This is a genomic window from Kitasatospora sp. NPDC048194 (genome assembly GCF_043202455.1).
Lineage (GTDB): Bacteria > Actinomycetota > Actinomycetes > Streptomycetales > Streptomycetaceae > Kitasatospora.
This window is the reverse complement of record NZ_JBIDAK010000009.1, coordinates 205,609-222,597: the sequence shown is the minus strand read 5'-3', so window position 1 is coordinate 222,597 and position 16,989 is coordinate 205,609. Positions and strand designations below refer to the sequence as shown.

15 protein-coding genes are annotated in these 16,989 nt (G+C 76.1%); 4 read left to right on the top strand and 11 right to left on the bottom strand.

The window, feature by feature from the left end; all coding sequences use genetic code 11:
• Nucleotides 1-51: 51 nt before the first annotated feature.
• Genes ACGF07_RS14595 through ACGF07_RS14585 form a run of 3 tightly spaced genes read right to left on the bottom strand, consistent with a single transcriptional unit; the run spans nt 52 to nt 3,028 of the window.
• Nucleotides 52-888 carry an ABC transporter ATP-binding protein gene (locus tag ACGF07_RS14595; protein ID WP_392898559.1) on the bottom strand — a complete coding sequence of 279 codons (837 nt, stop codon included), beginning with the start codon at nt 886-888 and terminating at the stop codon, nt 52-54.
• The gene (locus tag ACGF07_RS14590) at nt 888-2,000 is read right to left on the bottom strand and encodes a FecCD family ABC transporter permease (protein WP_392898555.1); all 1,113 of its coding nucleotides are present in this window, start codon (nt 1,998-2,000) and stop codon (nt 888-890) included. Before ACGF07_RS14590 ends, ACGF07_RS14595 begins: the two co-directional genes overlap by 1 nt.
• On the bottom strand, nt 1,997-3,028 hold the full coding sequence (locus ACGF07_RS14585; protein WP_392898553.1) for a FecCD family ABC transporter permease: 1,032 nt from the start codon (nt 3,026-3,028) through the stop codon (nt 1,997-1,999). Before ACGF07_RS14585 ends, ACGF07_RS14590 begins: the two co-directional genes overlap by 4 nt.
• A 98-nt stretch (nt 3,029-3,126) precedes the next feature.
• Here ACGF07_RS14585 and ACGF07_RS14580 point away from each other — a divergent pair, with 98 nt between their 5' ends.
• Entirely contained in the window at nt 3,127-3,798 is a 672-nt protein-coding gene (locus ACGF07_RS14580) for an HAD family hydrolase (RefSeq protein WP_350742940.1), read from the top strand.
• Here the strand turns inward: ACGF07_RS14580 and ACGF07_RS14575 are convergent.
• The gene (locus tag ACGF07_RS14575; protein ID WP_350742942.1) at nt 3,761-3,991 is read right to left on the bottom strand and encodes a hypothetical protein; all 231 of its coding nucleotides are present in this window, start codon (nt 3,989-3,991) and stop codon (nt 3,761-3,763) included. The two genes, ACGF07_RS14580 and ACGF07_RS14575, sit on opposite strands and share 38 nt — an antisense overlap.
• Nucleotides 3,992-4,468: 477 nt before the next feature.
• Here ACGF07_RS14575 and ACGF07_RS14570 point away from each other — a divergent pair, with 477 nt between their 5' ends.
• The gene (locus ACGF07_RS14570; RefSeq protein WP_030289703.1) at nt 4,469-4,852 is read left to right on the top strand and encodes a cold-shock protein; all 384 of its coding nucleotides are present in this window, start codon (nt 4,469-4,471) and stop codon (nt 4,850-4,852) included.
• Nucleotides 4,853-4,892: 40 nt separating this feature from the next.
• Here the strand turns inward: ACGF07_RS14570 and ACGF07_RS14565 are convergent, their stop codons facing one another.
• The 4 genes from ACGF07_RS14565 to ACGF07_RS14550 form a co-directional block, all read right to left on the bottom strand.
• The gene (locus ACGF07_RS14565) at nt 4,893-5,747 is read right to left on the bottom strand and encodes a 1,4-dihydroxy-6-naphthoate synthase (RefSeq protein ID WP_392898549.1); all 855 of its coding nucleotides are present in this window, start codon (nt 5,745-5,747) and stop codon (nt 4,893-4,895) included.
• Entirely contained in the window at nt 5,740-6,501 is a 762-nt protein-coding gene (locus ACGF07_RS14560; protein WP_392898547.1) for a futalosine hydrolase, read from the bottom strand. The genes ACGF07_RS14565 and ACGF07_RS14560 overlap by 8 nt, the downstream gene beginning before the upstream one ends.
• 10 nt (nt 6,502-6,511) lie before the next feature.
• Entirely contained in the window at nt 6,512-7,042 is a 531-nt protein-coding gene (locus ACGF07_RS14555) for a hypothetical protein (protein ID WP_350742961.1), read from the bottom strand.
• Nucleotides 7,043-7,179: 137 nt separating this feature from the next.
• Complete coding sequence (locus tag ACGF07_RS14550) at nt 7,180-8,532, bottom strand: MFS transporter (protein WP_392898609.1); 1,353 nt, start codon at nt 8,530-8,532, stop codon at nt 7,180-7,182.
• A 626-nt stretch (nt 8,533-9,158) separates the two neighbouring features.
• Between ACGF07_RS14550 and ACGF07_RS14545 the strand changes: the two genes are divergently transcribed.
• Both ACGF07_RS14545 and ACGF07_RS14540 read left to right on the top strand, forming a co-directional pair.
• A complete protein-coding gene (locus ACGF07_RS14545; protein ID WP_350742975.1) occupies nt 9,159-10,040 on the top strand; it encodes a DUF3027 domain-containing protein in 882 nt (293 codons plus the stop codon).
• 339 nt (nt 10,041-10,379) lie between these two features.
• Nucleotides 10,380-13,676: a sacsin N-terminal ATP-binding-like domain-containing protein gene (locus ACGF07_RS14540; RefSeq protein ID WP_350742963.1), complete on the top strand. Its 3,297-nt coding sequence runs from the start codon at nt 10,380-10,382 to the stop codon at nt 13,674-13,676.
• Between the two features lie 96 nt (nt 13,677-13,772).
• Here the strand turns inward: ACGF07_RS14540 and ACGF07_RS14535 are convergent, their stop codons facing one another.
• From ACGF07_RS14535 to ACGF07_RS14525, 3 genes are all read right to left on the bottom strand, one after another.
• Nucleotides 13,773-13,982: a hypothetical protein gene (locus tag ACGF07_RS14535; protein WP_350742965.1), complete on the bottom strand. Its 210-nt coding sequence runs from the start codon at nt 13,980-13,982 to the stop codon at nt 13,773-13,775.
• A 79-nt stretch (nt 13,983-14,061) separates the two neighbouring features.
• Complete coding sequence (locus ACGF07_RS14530) at nt 14,062-16,518, bottom strand: HAD-IC family P-type ATPase (RefSeq protein WP_392898542.1); 2,457 nt, start codon at nt 16,516-16,518, stop codon at nt 14,062-14,064.
• A gap of 52 nt (nt 16,519-16,570) precedes the next feature.
• Nucleotides 16,571-16,897: a DUF2530 domain-containing protein gene (locus ACGF07_RS14525; RefSeq protein ID WP_392898540.1), complete on the bottom strand. Its 327-nt coding sequence runs from the start codon at nt 16,895-16,897 to the stop codon at nt 16,571-16,573.
• Nucleotides 16,898-16,989 lie beyond the last annotated feature (92 nt).

Genomic DNA, 16,989 nt, shown 5'->3' with positions numbered 1-16,989 from the left:
TCGTCGGCGACACCTGCGCCTGCGCCGCCTGCGCGCCTGCACCTGCGCCGCCTACGCTTCCGCCGCTTCCGCCGTTGCCGCTTCCGCCGACGCCGCCCACGGCGCGCCCGGGACGACCAGCGGCGTGCCCGTCACCGGATCCGGCACCACCACCGAGTCCAGCCCGAACACCTCCCGCACCAGCCCCGCCGTCACCACCTCCCCGGGCGCGCCCTGCGCCACCACCCGGCCGTCCCGCATCGCCACCAGGTGGTCGGCGTACCGCGCCGCCTGGTTGAGGTCGTGCAGCACGGCGACGACCGTCCGGCCGCGTTCGACGTTCAGCCGGCGGACCAGGTCCAGCACCTCCACCTGGTGGGCGATGTCCAGGTAGGTGGTCGGCTCGTCCAGCAGCAGGATGTCCGTGCCCTGGGCCAGCGCCATCGCGATCCAGGCCCGCTGGCGCTGCCCGCCCGACAGCTCGTCCATGCTGCGCTCGGCCAGCTCCGTGGTGGAGGTGCGCTCCAGCGCCTCCGCGACCGCCGCCTCGTCCTCCGCCGACCACTGCCGCCACCAGCTCTGGTGCGGCTGCCGGCCCCGGGAGACCAGGTCCGCCACCGAGATGCCCTCCGGCGCGGTCGGCGACTGCGGCAGCAGACCGAGCCGCTGGGCGATCCGCCTGGTCGGGATCCGCGCCAGCTCCTCGCCGTCCAGCAGCACCGCGCCCCGGACGGGCTTCAGCAGCCGGCCGAGGGCCCGCAGCAGCGTCGACTTGCCGCAGGCGTTCGGGCCGACGATCACCGTCACCCGGCCGTCGGGGACGCGGACGTCCAGGCCCTCGACCACCGTGCGCGCCTCGTAGGCCAGGGTGAGGCCCCGGGCCTCCAGGCGGTGGGTCCCAGCGGTCATCAGGCGCCTCCACGGCGGGAACGGGTCAACAGCCACATCAGGTACGGCGCGCCGACCAGGCCGGTCACCACGCCCACCGGCAGCTCGGTCGGCGCGAGCAGCCGCCGGGCCAGCAGGTCGGCGAGGACAACGACCAGTGCGCCGGCCAACGCCGAGCAGAACAGCGGGACCTGCACCGAACGGGCCAGTCGGAGCGCGATCTGCGGGGCCATCAGCGCGACGAAGTCCACCGGCCCGGCGGCCCCCGCGGCGCAGGAGGCCAGCACGATGCCCAGCAGCGCCAAGCCCAGCCGGATCCGGCCCAGCCGCAGGCCGAGGCCGACGGCGGTGGCGTCGTCGAAGGAGATCGACCGCTGGGCGCGCGCGGCCCACAGCGCCACCGGCAGGGCGGCCGCCAGCACCCAGGCCAGCCGGCCGGCCTGGTCGTAGCCGGCGCCGTCCAGGCTGCCGGTCATCCAGACCGTCGCGGCCTGCGCCTGGAAGCCGTCGCCCCTGGTGAGGAACACCGAGGTGAGCGAGGACAGGGCGACGCTGATCCCGATGCCGATCAGCACGAAGCGCTGGTCGTGCAGCCCGCGCCGCCACGCCAGCCCGTACACCAGCAGCCCGGCCAGCAGCCCGCCGCCGACCGCCGCGTACGGCGCCCGGTCGGCCGAGCCGACCACCCCGTACGCCGCCAGACCGACGACCGTCGCCGTCGCGCCCCAGGTCACGCCCACCACGTCCGGGCTGGCCAGCGGATTGCGGGCGACGGTCTGGACCAGTGCCCCGGCCAGCCCGAGCGCCGCCCCGGCCAGCAGCCCGACCACCACCCGGGGCAGCCGGAACTCGCCGACCACCAGCTCGTCCGGGCTCGGCCGCCCGAGCAGCACCCTGACCACCTCGCCGGGGGAGACGGCCGACTCGCCCAGGCACAGCGCGGCGACCACCGCCCCGGCCAGCGCGAGCAGCAGCCCGAGGGCGACGGCCGCGGAGCGCCGGTGCAGCAGGAAGGACGCGCGCCCGGCCCGGACCACCGCGTACCCGCGCAGGGGCACCCGGGAGGGCACCGAGGAACCGCCCAGGGGCACCCGGGAGGGCGCCGAGGAGCCGCGCGGCGGCGCCGGCGTCATGCCGCCACCACCTTCCGCCGGCGGACCAGGGCCACCAGCACCGGCACCCCCACCAGGGACGTCATCACCCCGGCCGGGACCTCCGACGGCGGGAAGAGCACCCGGCCCAGGGTGTCCGCGAGCAGCAGCAGGGCCGGCCCGAGGACGGCGGAGAAGGCGAGCACCCAGCGGTGGTCGGCCCCGGCCACCGCGCGGGCGGCGTGCGGGACGGCGAGGCCGACGAAGGCGATCGGCCCGGCGGCCGCGACCGCGGAGCCGGTCAGGACGGTGGCGCCGACCGCGCCGACCGCGCGGACCAGGCCGGTCCTGGCGCCCAGGCCCCTCGCGGTGTCCTCGCCGAGCGCCAGCGCGTCCAGGCCGCGGGCCACCGCCACCACCAGCACGGCGCCGACCGCCAGGAACGGCAGCAGCTGCCAGGCGACGTCCGCCGTCCGCCCGGAGAGCGAGCCGACGTGCCAGAAGCGGAACTGCTCCGTGGTGGCCGCGTCCGTGGTCAGCACCAGGGTGTCGAGCGAGGCGATGAAGGCGGACACCGCCGAGCCGGCCAGCGCCAGCCCGACCGGGGTCACCCCGCCCCGGCCGCGCCCGGCCAGGCCGTGGACCAGCACGGTGGCGGCCACCGCCCCCGCGAAGCCGAACCACACGTACCCGGTGAGCGAGGAGACCCCGAAGGCGGAGATCGCGACCACCACGCCCGCCGCCGCGCCCTGGGAGACGCCGAGGATGCCCGGGTCGGCGATCGGGTTGCGGGTCAGGCCCTGCGTCACGGCCCCGGCCAGGCCGAGCGCCGCGCCGACCGCCAGCCCGACGACCGTCCGCGGCAGCCGCAGCTGCCGGACGACCACGGCGTCGGCGCCGTCACCGCCGTGCAGCAGCGCGTCCAGGGTCCGCGGCAACGGGACGGTGCGACTGCCGACCGCCAGGCTCAGCAGCACCGCGACGGCCAGCACGGCCAGTGCGGCGGCGAGCCACAGCATGCGGCGCCGGGGCGCGCGCCGCCCCTGCGGTGGTGCGGTGGTGCCGGTCATGAGCCCTCCCCGCGGACAGCTCGGGCCAACCTAGGTCCGCGTCGGAGCGCGGGCAAATCACCTCGTCACCGCCGGTGCGCCTTGGGTAGCCTGACGGCATGCCCGCGACCTGCACCACCCCGCTCACCGTCGGCTTCGACCTCGACATGACGCTGCTGGACACCCGTCCGGGCATCCACGCGACCTACCGGGCGCTCTCCGCCGAGACCGGCACCTACATCGACGCCGACCTGGCCGTGACCCGGCTCGGCCCGCCGCTGCTCGACGAGCTGCGCAACTGGTTCCCGGCCGAACACCTGGACGAGATCGCCCGCCGCTACCGCACGCTCTACCGCGACCACGCCTTCGCCCCCACCACGGCCCTGCCCGGCGCGCACGCCGCCCTCGCGGCCGTCCGCACCCACGGCGGCCGGGTCGCGGTGATCACCGGCAAGTACGAGCCGAACGCCCTGCTCCACCTGGAGCACGCCGGGCTGGAGGCGGACACCGTGATCGGCGACCTCTGGGCGGAGACCAAGGGCGAGGCACTGCGCGAGCAGGGCGCGAGCATCTACGTCGGCGACCACCTCGGCGACGTCCTGGGCGCCCGCCACGCGCGGGCCGTCGCGGTCGGCGTGGCCACCGGCCCGTACGGCGCCGACGAGCTGCGGGCCGCCGGGGCGGACGTGGTGCTCACGGACCTCACCGGCTTCCCGGAGTGGCTCGACGGGCACCTCGCGGCGAACGGGTCCGCTACGGCCCGACCCGGCGGCGCTGCGCCCGGGCGTTGACGAACAGGCCGGTCAGCGCGGCCAGGAAGCCGGCCGGCATCAGCATGCTCAGCCAGTACATGGCCGTCGGCAGCGGCGTCAGGTGCAGGAACAGCGGGACGAAGGTGATCAGGGTGGCGAGCGCGCCGAGGGCGAAGACGACCGTCCCGGCCCTGACGTACACGTCGCCGGGGTCGGTGCTCTGGCTGCTCACGTCTGCTCACTCCTCCGGGACGGCACTGGACGCACCCAGTCTGGCAGAGCGGCCGCCGGAGCCGCCCACCGGAGCGGGACGGTCACGTTGCGCAGTTTCCCGGCAGCGATGCGTTTTGATCCCTGCTGGGCGGGGGTATGCACGGGGTGCCGAGGGGCGCTACAGGTGCGTCCCGTGTCCTCAGACCCGGGGGTGTGAGCCGATGGACCGCGCAGAGCGCCGCCCCGGCCGTGCCAGTACCGGGTCGCCCGCGACCGTGAGATCCCCGCGCCCCCGATGCCCCGGGCGGGGCCTGGAGCGCCGATCCCTTGCGGAACGCGGATGAGGCAGTGACGGACGGTTAGTCTGCTCCTGACACCGTGCTGACCATGAGCGCCCGCGGGCGCCGAGCCGAGGTCGGCCGTCCTTCTTCCCACACCACCCAGCGATCCCCGGCCAGGGCCGGGATCCCTCACACCCATTCGAGGACTGTTCGAGATGCCCACCGGCCAGGTCAAGTGGTTCAACGAGACGAAGGGCTTCGGCTTCCTGTCGCGCGACGACGGTGGCGACGTCTTCGTCCACACCAAGGCGCTGCCCGCCGGTGTCACCGTGCTGAAGCCGGGCCAGCGGGTCGAGTTCGGCGTGGTCGCCGGCCACCGCGGGGACCAGGCGATGGCCGTGCAGCTGCTGGACGCGCTGCCCTCGGTGGCAGCGGCCCAGCGCCGGAGCGCCGACGACATGGCGCCGATCGTCCAGGACCTGATCACCACGCTGGACGCGGTGCTGCCCGGCCTCCAGCGGGGCCGCTACCCGGCCAAGCCCACCGGCCAGAAGCTGGCCGGCCTGCTGCGCGCGGTGGCCGACCAGTTCGACGTCTGAGGGTCCCCGGGCCACCGTCCGGCCCGGGAACCGGCCGGGACTACCCGAACGCGAGCGCACCCGGGTCGAGCGGGGGCACCAGCCCCTCCGCGGCGGCCCGGGTGAGCAGCGCGCGGACGGCCTCGTAACCCTCCTCGCCGAGGTCGGCGGTGAACTCGTTCACGTACAGCCCGATGTGCTGGTCGGCGACCGCCGGGTCCATCTCCTGGGCGTGCGCCAGCACGTAGGCGCGGCTGGCCGCCGGATCGGCCCAGGCCTGCCGGACGGAGGCGCGGATCGTCTCCGCGAGTCCGCGCAGCCGCTCCGCGCCCAGCGAGCGCCGGGCGACGATCGCGCCGAGCGGGATCGGCAGGCCGGTCTCCCGCTCCCAGGCCTCGCCCATGTCGGCCAGGCTGTGCAGGCCGTACCGGTGGTAGGTGAAGCGGGCCTCGTGGATCACCAGGCCGGCGTCCACCCGGCCGTCCCGGACGGCGGGCATGATCTCGTGGAACGGCAGGACGACGATCTCACCGAAACCGCCCGGCACCGCCCCGGCCGCCCAGAGCCGGAACAGCAGGTAGGCGGTGGAGCGCTCGGACGGCACCGCCACCGTCCGCCCGGCGAGCTCCGCGGGCGAGTCCACACCCGGCCTGGTGAGCACCAGCGGGCCGCAGCCGCGCCCGAGCGCGCCGCCGCAGGGCAGCAGGGCGTACTCGTCCAGGACCCACGGCAGCGCGCCGTAGCTGATCTTCAGCACGTCCAGCTCGCCGCGCTCGGCCAGGCCGTTGGTGACGTCGATGTCGGCGAAGGTCACCTCCGGGGCGTCCGCCCCGGGCACCAGGCCGTGCGCCCAGGCGTGGAAGACGAAGGTGTCGTTCGGGCAGGGCGAGTACGCGATGCTCAGCCGTTCAGCCACGGCCGGCCTCCTCGATCAGTTCGGGGACGGGCAGCGCGGCGAAGGCCCGCTCCAGCGCGGCCAGCGCCTCGCCGATCCGCCAGGCGGTGCGGTCGCGCGGGCCCACCGGGTTGGACACCGTCCGCAGTTCGAAGACCGGGACGCCGTACCGGGCGGCGGCCTCGGCCACGCCGAAGCCCTCCATCGCCTCGGCGGCGGCGCCCGGGTGGCGGGCGGCCAGTTCGGCGGCCCGTCGGGCGCTGCCGGTCACGGTGGAGACGGTCAGCACCGGGCCGGTCACGACCTCGCCGGCGGCCGCGCCCAGGGCCTTGGCGGCCAGCGCGACGGCGCCGGGGGCGGGGGTGTGCCGCACGGTGCCGAAGCCCAGCTCGGTGACGTCGGCGAAGCCCTCGGGGGTCTCGGCACCGAGGTCCGCGGCCACGATCGCGTCGGCCACCACGGTGGCGCCGACCGGGGCGTGCGGGGCGAAGCCCCCGGCGATGCCGGCCGAGGCGACCAGCCCGTACCGGCCGGCGGCCAGCGCGGCGGAGGCGGCAGCGGCGGCGGCGGCCGGACCGACCCCAGCGGCCAGCACGTCCACCGGCGCGCCGTCGGCGCGGTGCAGCACGCCCCCCGGCAGCGGCAGGGCGGCGGATCCGCCGGGCAGGCCGCGCAGGACGGCCTCGGCCTCGGCGGCCACCGCGACGACGACGAGCAGCCGGGCCCGGTCGGGGCCCGACTGCTCGGGGTGCGCGTCCAGGACGTGCGCGGTCATCGCAGGACCGTCAGCTGTCCTGGGTGTTCAGCTGGAAGTACCAGACGGCGATCGGGTTGTCCGAGTTCTTGTCGCCCTCGACCACGGTGACCACGGTCTTGCCGCTGGCGTTCAGCACCTTGGCGGCCTGCTGGGAACCGGAGAAGGTCGGGCCCTTGGCGTACGAGAAGAGGCTGTAGCGGCCGCCCTGGGTGGTCGAGCCGCCGTTGGTGAAGGCCCACCAGCCGGCGTCGGCCACGTTCGGGCTGACGCCGACGCCGACCTGGTCGCTCGGGGTCACGTCGGACGACGGGAGGGTGCCGGCCTTGAGCGCGTTGGTGGCCGTGTCCTGGCACTGCTGCTGCTGCTCCTCGCTGAGCGGGCTGCCGCCGTTCCAGCAGAGCGGGTCGATGGTCATCGAGGAGTTGCCGACGGTCAGGGTGGCACGGTGGGTGTTGTGCTCGGTCTGGTTGGCGGCGATCGCGACGGAGGTGCCCACCGTGGCGGCGCCGACCACGACGACGGCGCCGATGGCGGCGATGGCACGGGCATTGAGGCTCATGCGTCAGAATCTACCGGGCCCGGCCGATCACGCTACGCGGGGGTCGGCGACCGCGTGTTGCCGTACCGGCCCGCAGCGCCCCCGCACCGCCCCCGCACCGGCCCGCTCGGAGCCAGGCCGGCCCCGGCCAGGCCCGGTCAGGCCACCCGGGGAGCCGTCGGGTGCCGGCGCAGGCCCAGCCGCAGCAGCGAGTGGGCCGTCCACAGCAGCATCAGGCCGACCACCGCCGCCGCGATCGACAGGCCCAGCACCCCGTTCAGCGGCAGCACGATGCCCACCCCGCCGCCCGCCACCCAGGACAGCTGCATCAGCGTCTCCGAGCGGGCGAAGGCCGAGGTCCGCACCGCCTCCGGGACGTCCCGCTGGATCAGCGCGTCCAGCGCCAGCTTGCCCAGCGAGGCCGCCATCCCCGACAGCCCCGCGACCAGGATGACCGTCACCACGCCGTACCAGAGCGCGGCCGCCGCCGTCACGCAGGCCGCCACCAGCAGCATCGCGGTGACCGTCGCCTCCGGGCCGCGGGTGCGCAGCCAGGAGCCCAGCACCGAGCCCAGCGCGTTGCCCGTCCCGGCCGCCGCCGCCACCAGACCCAGCGCCAGCGTCGGCTGCAGCCCGCCGATCGGATCGGTGCGCAGCAGGAAGGCCAGGAAGAACACCAGGAAGCCGACCAGCCAGCGCATCGCCGCCATCGCCCGCAGCGCCAGCACCACCGAGGGGCCGACGGTGCGCAGCGAGGCCTTCACCTTCGGCGCCTTGTGGTGGATCAGGTGCGAGCCCTCGCCGTGCACCTCGGCGTGCAGGACGGCCCGCTGCTCCCCCTTCGCCGAGTCGACCTCATGCGGCAGGTGGAACGCCATCAGGGTGCCGATCACGAACACCAGGAAGGCGCCGCGCAGCGGCCAGCCCGGCCCGAGCAGGTGCAGCAGCCCGCCCACCCCGGCCGCCACGCCGGTGGCCAGCAGCCCGGCCAAGGTCACCCGCGAGTTCGCCTTCACCAGCGACAGCCGGCGCGGCAGCAGCCGGGGCACCACGACGCTGCGCACCACCCCGTACGCCTTGGAGGCCACCAGCACGCCCAGCGCCTCCGGGTACAGCGCGATGCCGCCGCCGGAGATCACCCCGGCCATCGTCCAGGCCAGCACCGCCCGGGCGAGCATCGACATCGCCATGGCCGCCCGGCGGCCGTGCGGGATGCGGTCCAGCAGCGGGCCGATCACCGGCGCGAGCAGGGCGAACGGCGCCATGGTGATCAGCAGGTAGAGGGCTACCCGGCCGCGCGCCTGGCCGGTGGGGACGGAGAAGAAGATGGTGGAGGCCAGCGCGATGGTGATCAGCATGTCGCCGAAGGAGTTCAGCGCGTGCAGCTCGATCAGCTTGGCGAGGCCGGACTCGCCGGCGCCCTCGGCGGAGGTGGCCCGGCGGATCCGGCGGCCGGCGTAGCGCACCAGCTTGCCGGTGCGCAGACCGGCGGCCGAGGCGGTGCGGACCAGGAAGGAGCGGCGGGGCTCGGGGGTCTCGTCGCCGTCCTGCTCCGGCTCCTCGCCGGGGGGAGCGGCCGGGGCCTCGGCCGGCGGACCGGCCGCGAAGCCGGCCCGGTCCGCGCCGAGGTCGAGGGGGTGGGGCCGAGGGGTGCCGTCGGCCGCCGGGACGACCCGCTTGACCAGGCTGACCCGGGTGGTGGGCGCCGCGGCATCGGCCCCCGGCCGCGGTTCGCCCGCGGCGGGGGCGGGAGTCTGCTGTCGCGGCACGGCGTCCGCCTCGTCGGGGCCGCCGGCCTGCGAGGAGCGCAGTGCGTGCTGCGACGGGTCGTCGTCCGCCACAAGCCCATCCTGCCCCAGATTCGCCGAGGCAACGCCGTAATACGCCCCCGCTCGGCGCGGCCGCGGAGGGCTCGGCTCCGCCCCGGACTGTGCCGGGGCGCCGACCGGCGGGTAGCCTGCGCAGGGTCCGCCCGTCGGGCGCCGAGCGCCGGCAGACCGGTCGAGCGGCGCGGCCGGTACCCGGGGCGGCCCCGAGTCGCGCAGAATGGACGAGGGACTACCGAGCCGCGACGAAACAGGCAACACGCCGTGGGCGACAGAAGAACTGGGAGAGAATCGACGCCGTGAGTGCTGCGATGCGAAGCCGTACCCCCGACCGGCTCTGTGCCGAGGCCGTCGAACTCGCCCGCCAGGCCGCCGAGGAGGCCGTGGGACCGGAGGCGGTCGGTCCGCACCTGGGCGTGCAGGCGGACGCCGACCGCGTCGTCACCCACAACTTCGAGTGCCTGGACGCGGCCTACCGCGGCTGGCACTGGGCCGTCACCGTGGCCCGCGCGCCCCGCGCCAAGAACGTCACCCTCGACGAGGTCGTGCTGCTGCCCGGCCCCGACGCCGTGCTCGCCCCGGAGTGGGTGCCGTGGAGCGAGCGGCTGCGCCCCGGGGACATGGGCCCCGGAGACCTGCTGCCGACCGGCGCCGACGACCTGCGGCTGGAGCCCGGCTGGACCGGCGAGGACGAGCCCGCGCCGAACTCCGTGGTCGCGCTCGCGGCCGAGGAGGATGTCGTCGTCACCGACCCGCACGTCCAGCCCGCCCCGGCCCGCGCGCGGATCAACGCCGTCGCCGAGGAGCTCGGCCTGGGCCGCAGCCGGGTGCTCTCCCGGCTCGGCCTGCACCTGGCCGCCGAGCGCTGGGAGAAGGCCCACGGCCCGCAGACCCCGATGGCGCAGGCGGCCCCCGCCGCGTGCGGCAGCTGCGGCTTCCTGGTGCCGATCGGCGGTTCGCTCGGACAGGCCTTCGGCGTGTGCGGCAACGAGTTCGGCCCGGCCGACGGGCAGATCGTCTCCTTCGCGTACGGCTGCGGCGGGCACTCCGAGGCGGCCGTCATCCCGGCTCCGCCGGCGCCGTCCGAGCTGATCCTGGACGAGCTGGTGGTCGAGCCGCTGCAGCTGCACCCGGACCGCGCCTCCGGCTCGGTCGAGCCGGACGCCCCGGCCGAGGAGCTCGGCCACTCCTGACCCAGGGTCCGCACCCGCACCCCGCACGGCCCGTCCCACTGAACCGGTGGGGCGGGCCGCGCCGTACGCGGAGGTGGGGGGCGCTGCTGCCGCGGCGTCCGCTCCCCGCCGCCGCCCGTGGGACCCCCGCCCGCGGGCGGGCGCGGGGCGCGGCGGGCCGTCATCCGGCCGTCCGGGTCGTGAGGCCTGTCCCCGGCCTTCGCGGGGCCTGTTGCGGCCGCCGTGGGACCGCCGTGGGGCCGCTGCCGGGCCGTCGGGCCGGGCCGTGGTCGGGAGCAGTCAGTGGGGCAGGGAAGAATGCCCCTACGACGTACAGGGTGGCGGAAGGCGGCAGGTCCAGTGGAACCTCGGATCATCGGCAGCGGCACGGACGAGCACCTCGCGGACCCGTTCGGGAGCGCCGCGCTGCGCCGGCGGGTCCTGGACGCCTGGGCCGCCTCGCCGGCCCGCTTCCGGGAGGACGCCAACGCCGAGGAGGAGCTGGCGCTCGGCGGCTACCGCGACCGCCTGGTCGTCGAGTTGGCGCAGAACGCGGCCGACGCGGCGGTGCGCGCCGGGCACGGCCCCGGGCGGCTGCGGCTGACCCTCGCCGACGGGGTGCTGGCCGCCGCCAACACCGGCGCGCCGCTGGACGCGGCCGCCGTCGAGTCGCTGTCCACCCTGCGGGCCTCCTCCAAGCGCGGCGAGACGCCCGCCGTCGGCCGGTTCGGCGTCGGCTTCGCCGCCGTCCTCGCCGTCACCGACGAGCCCGCCGTGCTGGGTGCCGCGGGCGGGGTGCGCTGGTCGCTCGGTGAGGCCAGGGCCCTGGCCGAGGCGCAGCCCGCGCTCGCCGACGAGCTGCGCGCCCGGGACGGCCACGTGCCGCTGCTGCGGCTGCCGTTCGCGGCCGAGGGGCCCGCCCCCGAGGGCTACGACACCGTGGTGGTGCTGCCGCTGCGGGACGCTCCCGCCGAGGACCTGACCCGCCGGCTGCTCGCCGGGATCGACGACGCGCTGCTGCTCACCCTGCCCGGCCTCGCCGAGATCGTGGTGGAGACCCCGGACGGCACCCGCACGCTCACCCGCAGCGCCGCCGAGCCGCGCCCGGACGGCGTCACCGAGGTGACCGTCACGGACGACGCGGGCGGGCGGCTGCGCCAGACCGTCTGGCAGACCGCCGGCGCCTCCGGCCGGCTGGACCCGGAGCTGCTCGCCGACCGGCCGACCGAGGAGCGCGCCCGCCCCTACTGGACGGTGACCTGGGCCGTTCCCGTCGACGAGGACGGCACCCCGCAGCGGCCCGCCGTCGAGCCGGTGCTGCACGCGCCCACCCCCAGCGACGAGCCGATCGGCCTGCCGGCGCTGCTGATCGCCTCCTACCCGCTGGACTCCACCCGTCGGCACATCGCGCCCGGCCCGCTCGCCGACTTCCTCACCGAGCGCGCCGCCGACAGCTACGCCGACCTGCTCCGCGCCCGCGGCGCCGACCTCGGCTCGCTCGGCCTGGTGCCGGGCCCGCTCGGACAGGGGCCGCTGGACAACGCGCTGCGCGCCGCCGTGCTCTCCCGGCTGCCCGGCACGCCGTTCCTGCCCCACCCCGGCGGCGTCGAGGAGGGCACGCCGGCGCTGCGGCCCCGGGACGCGACGCTGCTGGAGGGCGCGGACGGCTCGGTGGTCGAGGCGCTGGCGCCGATCTTCCCCGGGCTGCTGCCGGCCGGGCTGGAACGCCGCACCGAGCTGCGGGTGCTGAACGTGCGCCGGGTGCCGCTGGCCGAGGTGGTCGACCAGCTCGGCGGTCTGGACCGCGACCCCGCCTGGTGGCGCAACCTGTACGCGGCGCTCGGCGCGGCCGACCCGGAGGCGCTCGGCGCGCTGCCCGTGCCGCTCGCCGACGGGCGGACCGTCACCGGGCCGCGGCGGGTGCTGCTGCCCTCCGAGGACGCCGACTGGGCGGCCTTCCCCGGCTACCCCGAGACGCTGGCCGGGGCGCTCGCCACGCTGGACCTGCGGCTGGCCCACCCGGAGGCCGCCCACCCGCTGCTGGCCAAGCTCGGCGCCGGCACCGCCACCCCGGCCGGGGTCCTGGACACCCCCGAGGTGCGGGCGGCCGTCGCCCGCTCCTACGAACTGGCCGAGGACGACCTGGACGCCGCGCTGGAACTGGCCGACGCCGTCCTGGCCCTGGTCAAGGCCGCCGCCCCGGCACCCGGCGAGCACCCCTGGCTGGCCCGGCTGGCGCTGCTGGACGACGAGGGCGAGCCCGCCCGTGCCGGCGAACTCGTGCTGCCCGGAAGCCCGTTCGCCGCCCTCGCACGCGAGGAGGACGCCGGCTGGGTGGACGACGAACTGCTGGAACGCTGGGGCCCCGAGGTGCTCGCCGCCGTCGGCACCCTGGCCGACTTCGTGCTGGTGCGCGCCGAGGACGTGGTGCTCGACCCGGACGACCTGGAGCGGCTCGACCCGACCGCACCCGCCGACCGGGCCGCCGGCGGCCACCCCACCGGCCTGCTGGACGAGGCGCCGGACGGGCTCGCCGACTGGGCCGAGGACGTCCTGGAGGCGCTGCACGCGGACGAGGCGGTCGGCGTGCCGCCGGTGGCCGCCGAACTGCTTGCCGTGCGCGACCTCGACCTGGTCGACGACGACGCCTGGCCCGAGGCACTGGCCGCGCTGGCCCGCCCGCCGTACCGGGACGCCGTGGTCACTCCCGTGCGCACCCTGCTGCCGGACGGCTCCTACGCCGACCTGCCGCCGTACACCGCCTGGTGGCTGCGCGACCACCCGGTGCTGGACGGCCGCGAGCCCGCCGGGCTGCGCGCCGCCGGGGCCGACCCGCTGCTGCGCGGCCTCTACGACGAGGCGCGCACCACCCTGGACGAGCAGTTCCTGCACGCCCTCGGGGTGCGCACCACGCTGGCCGCCCTGCTCGCCGAGCCGCACGGCCCGGACGAGGTGCTGGACCGGCTCACCGACCCGGCCGCAGCGGTCGGGCATCGCCAACTGCACGGCATCCACAGCGCCTTGGCCAGGGTCGACCGGGAGCGGATCGAGCCGCTGGACGTCGTGCGGGCGCTGCCGCCGCTGGACCCGGACACCGGGCGCCGCCCGGACCACACGGTGGTGGTGGACGCGACCGAGGCGGTCGTCGCCGACGCCCCCGACCTGGTCCAGCTCCTGCACCCGTACCCGCTGCTGCCGGTGGCCCCGGCGCTCGCCGCGGACCTCGCCGAGCGGCTGCACGTGTCGCTGGCCAGCGAGGTGGCCGGCGGCCGGGTGCTCTCCGAGGGCGTGCTGCACCGGGTGCCGGCCGTGGTGCGGGAGCTGCTGCCCGGCTGCCCCGTCGTCTACGAGGAGCACGAGGAGCTGCTGGTCGTCGGCCCCGACGGCGCCGAGGCCGCGGTGGACTGGCGCTGGGACCACGAGGCGGACGCGCCGGAGCCGCCGTACGACCCGGAGCAGGCCGAAGCCGCCGACGAGGACGACGAGTTCGACGTCCCGCCGGTGCCCGGGCTGCTGCACGCCGCCACCCCGGAGGGCCTCGCGGCCGGGCTCGCCTGGTCGGTCGGGCAGTGGCACCGGCGCTTCGAGGTGCTGGCCGCGCTCAGCGAGCCGGACCGGGCGTACGAGCTGTCGGCGGCGCGGGACTTCGAGGGCTGAGCGGCGGGCCGGGCGGGCCGGCCGGGTCGAGCGGGCCTGGGCTCCGCCGGTCCCGTCCGTTCCGCCGGTTCCGCCGACCTGGCGGGCTCGGCGGGCTCAGCCGTTCCGCGGTTTGAGCCGCAGGTAGACGGTGGTGGTGACGGTCAGCCAGACCGCGCCGAGCGTCACCATCGCCGCGGCCCGCAGTGCGGGCGTGAGCCGGTCCGTCAGGCCGACGCCGACCATCGCCAGCGCCGTCAGCCCGACCGCCAGCAGTCCGCCGAGGAAGGCGGTGAACGCCTCCAACTCCCCACCCCTGCGCGCCATCCGGCACCCCCTTCCGGGTGCCATGCTAGAGCGGGCGGCCTGGAACCGGGCTCATACGACCCGGCTCGTCCGACCGGGCTCACTCCGCGCCGCGGCGCTTCATCCACGCCCAGGCGACCTCCAGCACCGCGCCGCAGATCAGCGCGATGCCCACGCCCGTCCACGGGTCGCGGTCGCCGACCAGGGAGAGCTGGAAGAAGTCGGACAGCGGCGGGACCACCAGGACCAGCGTGAACGCGCCGCCCATCGCGCCGATCAGCAGCAGCCGCCACCAGTTGTACGGCCGGGCGACGATGGCGAGCACCCAGATGGCGATCAGGAACAGCGTCAGGGTGGCCACGCTGGTGTCGGCCTTGAGGTCCGTCGTGTGGTTGGCGCGGGCCAGCGCGTAGGCGACGAAGGTGCCGGTGCCGGCGATGACGCCGCCGGGAACGGCGAGGCGCAGCACCCGCTTCACGAAGCCGGTGCGGGCCCGCTCGTTGTTGGGGGCCAGGGCCAGGAAGAAGGCCGGCACGCCGATGGTGAGGGTGGACAGCACGGTGGAGTGCCGGGGCAGGAACGGGTACGGCGCATGGGTGAAGATCACCAGCAGCGCCAGCAGCACCGAGTAGACCGTCTTCACCAGGAACAGGCCGGCCACCCGCTCGATGTTGCCGATCACCCGGCGGCCCTCGGCGACCACCGAGGGCATGGTGGCGAAGGAGTCGTTCAGCAGCACGATCTGGGCGACCGCCTTGGTGGCGTCCGAGCCGGTGCCCATCGCCACGCCGATGTCGGCGTCCTTGAGCGCGAGCACGTCGTTGACGCCGTCGCCGGTCATCGCCACGGTGTGGCCCCGGGACTGCAGCGCCCCGACCAGCCGGCGCTTCTGCTGCGGGGTGACCCGGCCGAAGACGCTGGTCCGCTCGGCCGTGTCGGCGAGCTGTTCCGGGTCCTGCGGCAGGGTACGGGCGTCCAGCGGGTGGTCCGCACCGGGCAGGCCGAGGTGGCCGGCCACCGCGCCCACCGAGACCGCCGCGTCACCGGAGATCACCTTGGCCCGGACGTCCTGCCCCGCGAAGTAGCGCAGGGTGTCGGCGGCGTCCGCCCGCAGCCGCTGCTGGAGCACCACCAGGGCGAGCGGGCTGAGGCCGGCGGCCGGGTCGGGGGAGTCCAGCGGATCGGGCGTGCGGCCGAGCAGCAGCACCCGCAGGCCCCGGGCGCCCAGCTCGTCCACCTCGGCGAGCGCCGGGTGCCCGGCGGGCAGCAGGACGTCGGGGGCGCCGAGCAGCCAGCTGGCCTCGCCGCCCTGCGGCTCCAGCAGCTGCACGCCGCTCCACTTGCGGGCGGAGGAGAAGGGCATCGCCTCGATCACCCGCCAGCCGTCGCCGCCCGGCCCCGGGCCGTCGCCCCGCCCGTACGCGTCGATCACGGCCTGCATGGAGGGGTTGGGCCGGGCGTCGGCGCCGGCCATCACGCCGAGCGCGTGCTTGACGGTGGCCTCGTCGACCGCGGGCGGCCCGCCGTCGGAGATCACCCGCAGGTCGATCACGTCCATGCCGCCCTCGGTGAGGGTGCCGGTCTTGTCCAGGCAGACGGTGTCCACCCGGGCCAGGCCCTCGATCGCCGGGAGCTCCTGGACCAGGCACTGCTTGCGGCCGAGCCGGATCACGCCGATCGCGAAGGCCACCGAGGTCAGCAGCACCAGGCCCTCGGGGACCATCGGCACGATGCCGGCCACCATCCGGCGGACGGCCTCGCGCCAGTCCCGGCCCTCGACGGCGAGCTGGCTGATGATCAGGCCGAGCGCGGTGGGGATCAGCAGATAGGTGATGAACCGCAGGATGCTGTCGATGCCGGTGCGCAGCTCCGACTTCACCAGGGTGAACTTGCTCGCCTCCTCGGCCAGCTGGGCCGCGTAGGCCTGCCGGCCGACCTTGGTCGCGGTGAAGGCGCCCGCGCCGGCCACCACGAAGCTGCCGGACATCACCTGGTCGCCGGGCTGTTTGAGGACGGGGTCGGGCTCGCCGGTGAGCAGCGACTCGTCGACCTCCAGGCCGTCCGCCTCGGTGACCTCGCCGTCCACGATGACCTTGTCGCCGGTGCCGAGCAGCACCGTGTCGTCGAGGACGATGTCGGAGACGGCGATCTGCTGGACGGTGCCGTCCCGGCGGACCTGCGGACGGGCCTCGCCGATCAGGGCCAGGCTGTCCAGGGTCTTCTTGGCGCGCAGTTCCTGGAAGATGCCGATCGCCGTGTTCGCCACGATGACCAGGCCGAACAGGCCGTCCTGGAGGGGGCCGACGATCAGGATGATCCCGAACATGACGCCGATGATCGCGTTGAACCGGGTGAAGACGTTGGCCCGGACGATCTCCTTGGCGGACCGGCTGGAACGCACCGGGACGTCGTTGACGCGGCCGCTCGCGACCCGCTCGGCGACCTCGGCGGCGGTCAGTCCGCCACGCCGCCCGGGCAGCAACCCGAGGGGGTGCGCACCGTCCCGGCGCTCTCCGTCGGCCGGCTGCTCTTCCGCGGGCTGGGCAGGCTGGGTCATGGCACCGACTCTACGGGTGCCCTTTGTCCGATGCGTGCTACTAAAGGACCATTCAGTCCGACCGGGTGGCCGGGCCCGTACCGCTGCCGGTGCCGCCGCCCGAGCCGTCGCCGTCCGCCTCGCGCTGCGCGGCCTCGGCGGCGCGGCTGCGGGCGATCGCGTCCCGGCGGGCCCGGCAGTACCAGAGGCCGATCAGGCCGAGCAGGCCGCCGGAGAGGCAGATCCACGGCCAGGTGCCGTGCCCGTGGTCGGAGAGGGTGCCCTGGAAGGGCAGCAGCACGAGGAAGGCGACGAACCACAGGACCGTGCCCCCGCTGACGATGGCGACGTCGTTGGCCTCCAGCGGAGGGGGCGAGGGGTGCAGTGGCGTCTTGGGCATGGGGCCTAGCGTACGGTGCGCCGCGGGCCGGGCGGGGGCCCCGGCGGCACGGCCCCGCCGATCTGGGGTTCTACGCGCGAAGATAGCGCGGG

Coding starts and splice junctions, on each gene's coding strand:
- ACGF07_RS14545 (WP_350742975.1), top strand. CDS start 9,159: ATGCGAAGCCGTACCCCCGACCGGCTCTGTGCCGAGGCCGTCGAACTC.
- ACGF07_RS14530 (WP_392898542.1), bottom strand. CDS start 16,518: ATGACCCAGCCTGCCCAGCCCGCGGAAGAGCAGCCGGCCGACGGAGAG.
- ACGF07_RS14570 (WP_030289703.1), top strand. CDS start 4,469: ATGCCCACCGGCCAGGTCAAGTGGTTCAACGAGACGAAGGGCTTCGGC.
- ACGF07_RS14560 (WP_392898547.1), bottom strand. CDS start 6,501: ATGACCGCGCACGTCCTGGACGCGCACCCCGAGCAGTCGGGCCCCGAC.
- ACGF07_RS14535 (WP_350742965.1), bottom strand. CDS start 13,982: ATGGCGCGCAGGGGTGGGGAGTTGGAGGCGTTCACCGCCTTCCTCGGC.
- ACGF07_RS14525 (WP_392898540.1), bottom strand. CDS start 16,897: ATGCCCAAGACGCCACTGCACCCCTCGCCCCCTCCGCTGGAGGCCAAC.
- ACGF07_RS14590 (WP_392898555.1), bottom strand. CDS start 2,000: ATGACGCCGGCGCCGCCGCGCGGCTCCTCGGCGCCCTCCCGGGTGCCC.
- ACGF07_RS14580 (WP_350742940.1), top strand. CDS start 3,127: ATGCCCGCGACCTGCACCACCCCGCTCACCGTCGGCTTCGACCTCGAC.
- ACGF07_RS14595 (WP_392898559.1), bottom strand. CDS start 888: ATGACCGCTGGGACCCACCGCCTGGAGGCCCGGGGCCTCACCCTGGCC.
- ACGF07_RS14585 (WP_392898553.1), bottom strand. CDS start 3,028: ATGACCGGCACCACCGCACCACCGCAGGGGCGGCGCGCGCCCCGGCGC.
- ACGF07_RS14555 (WP_350742961.1), bottom strand. CDS start 7,042: ATGAGCCTCAATGCCCGTGCCATCGCCGCCATCGGCGCCGTCGTCGTG.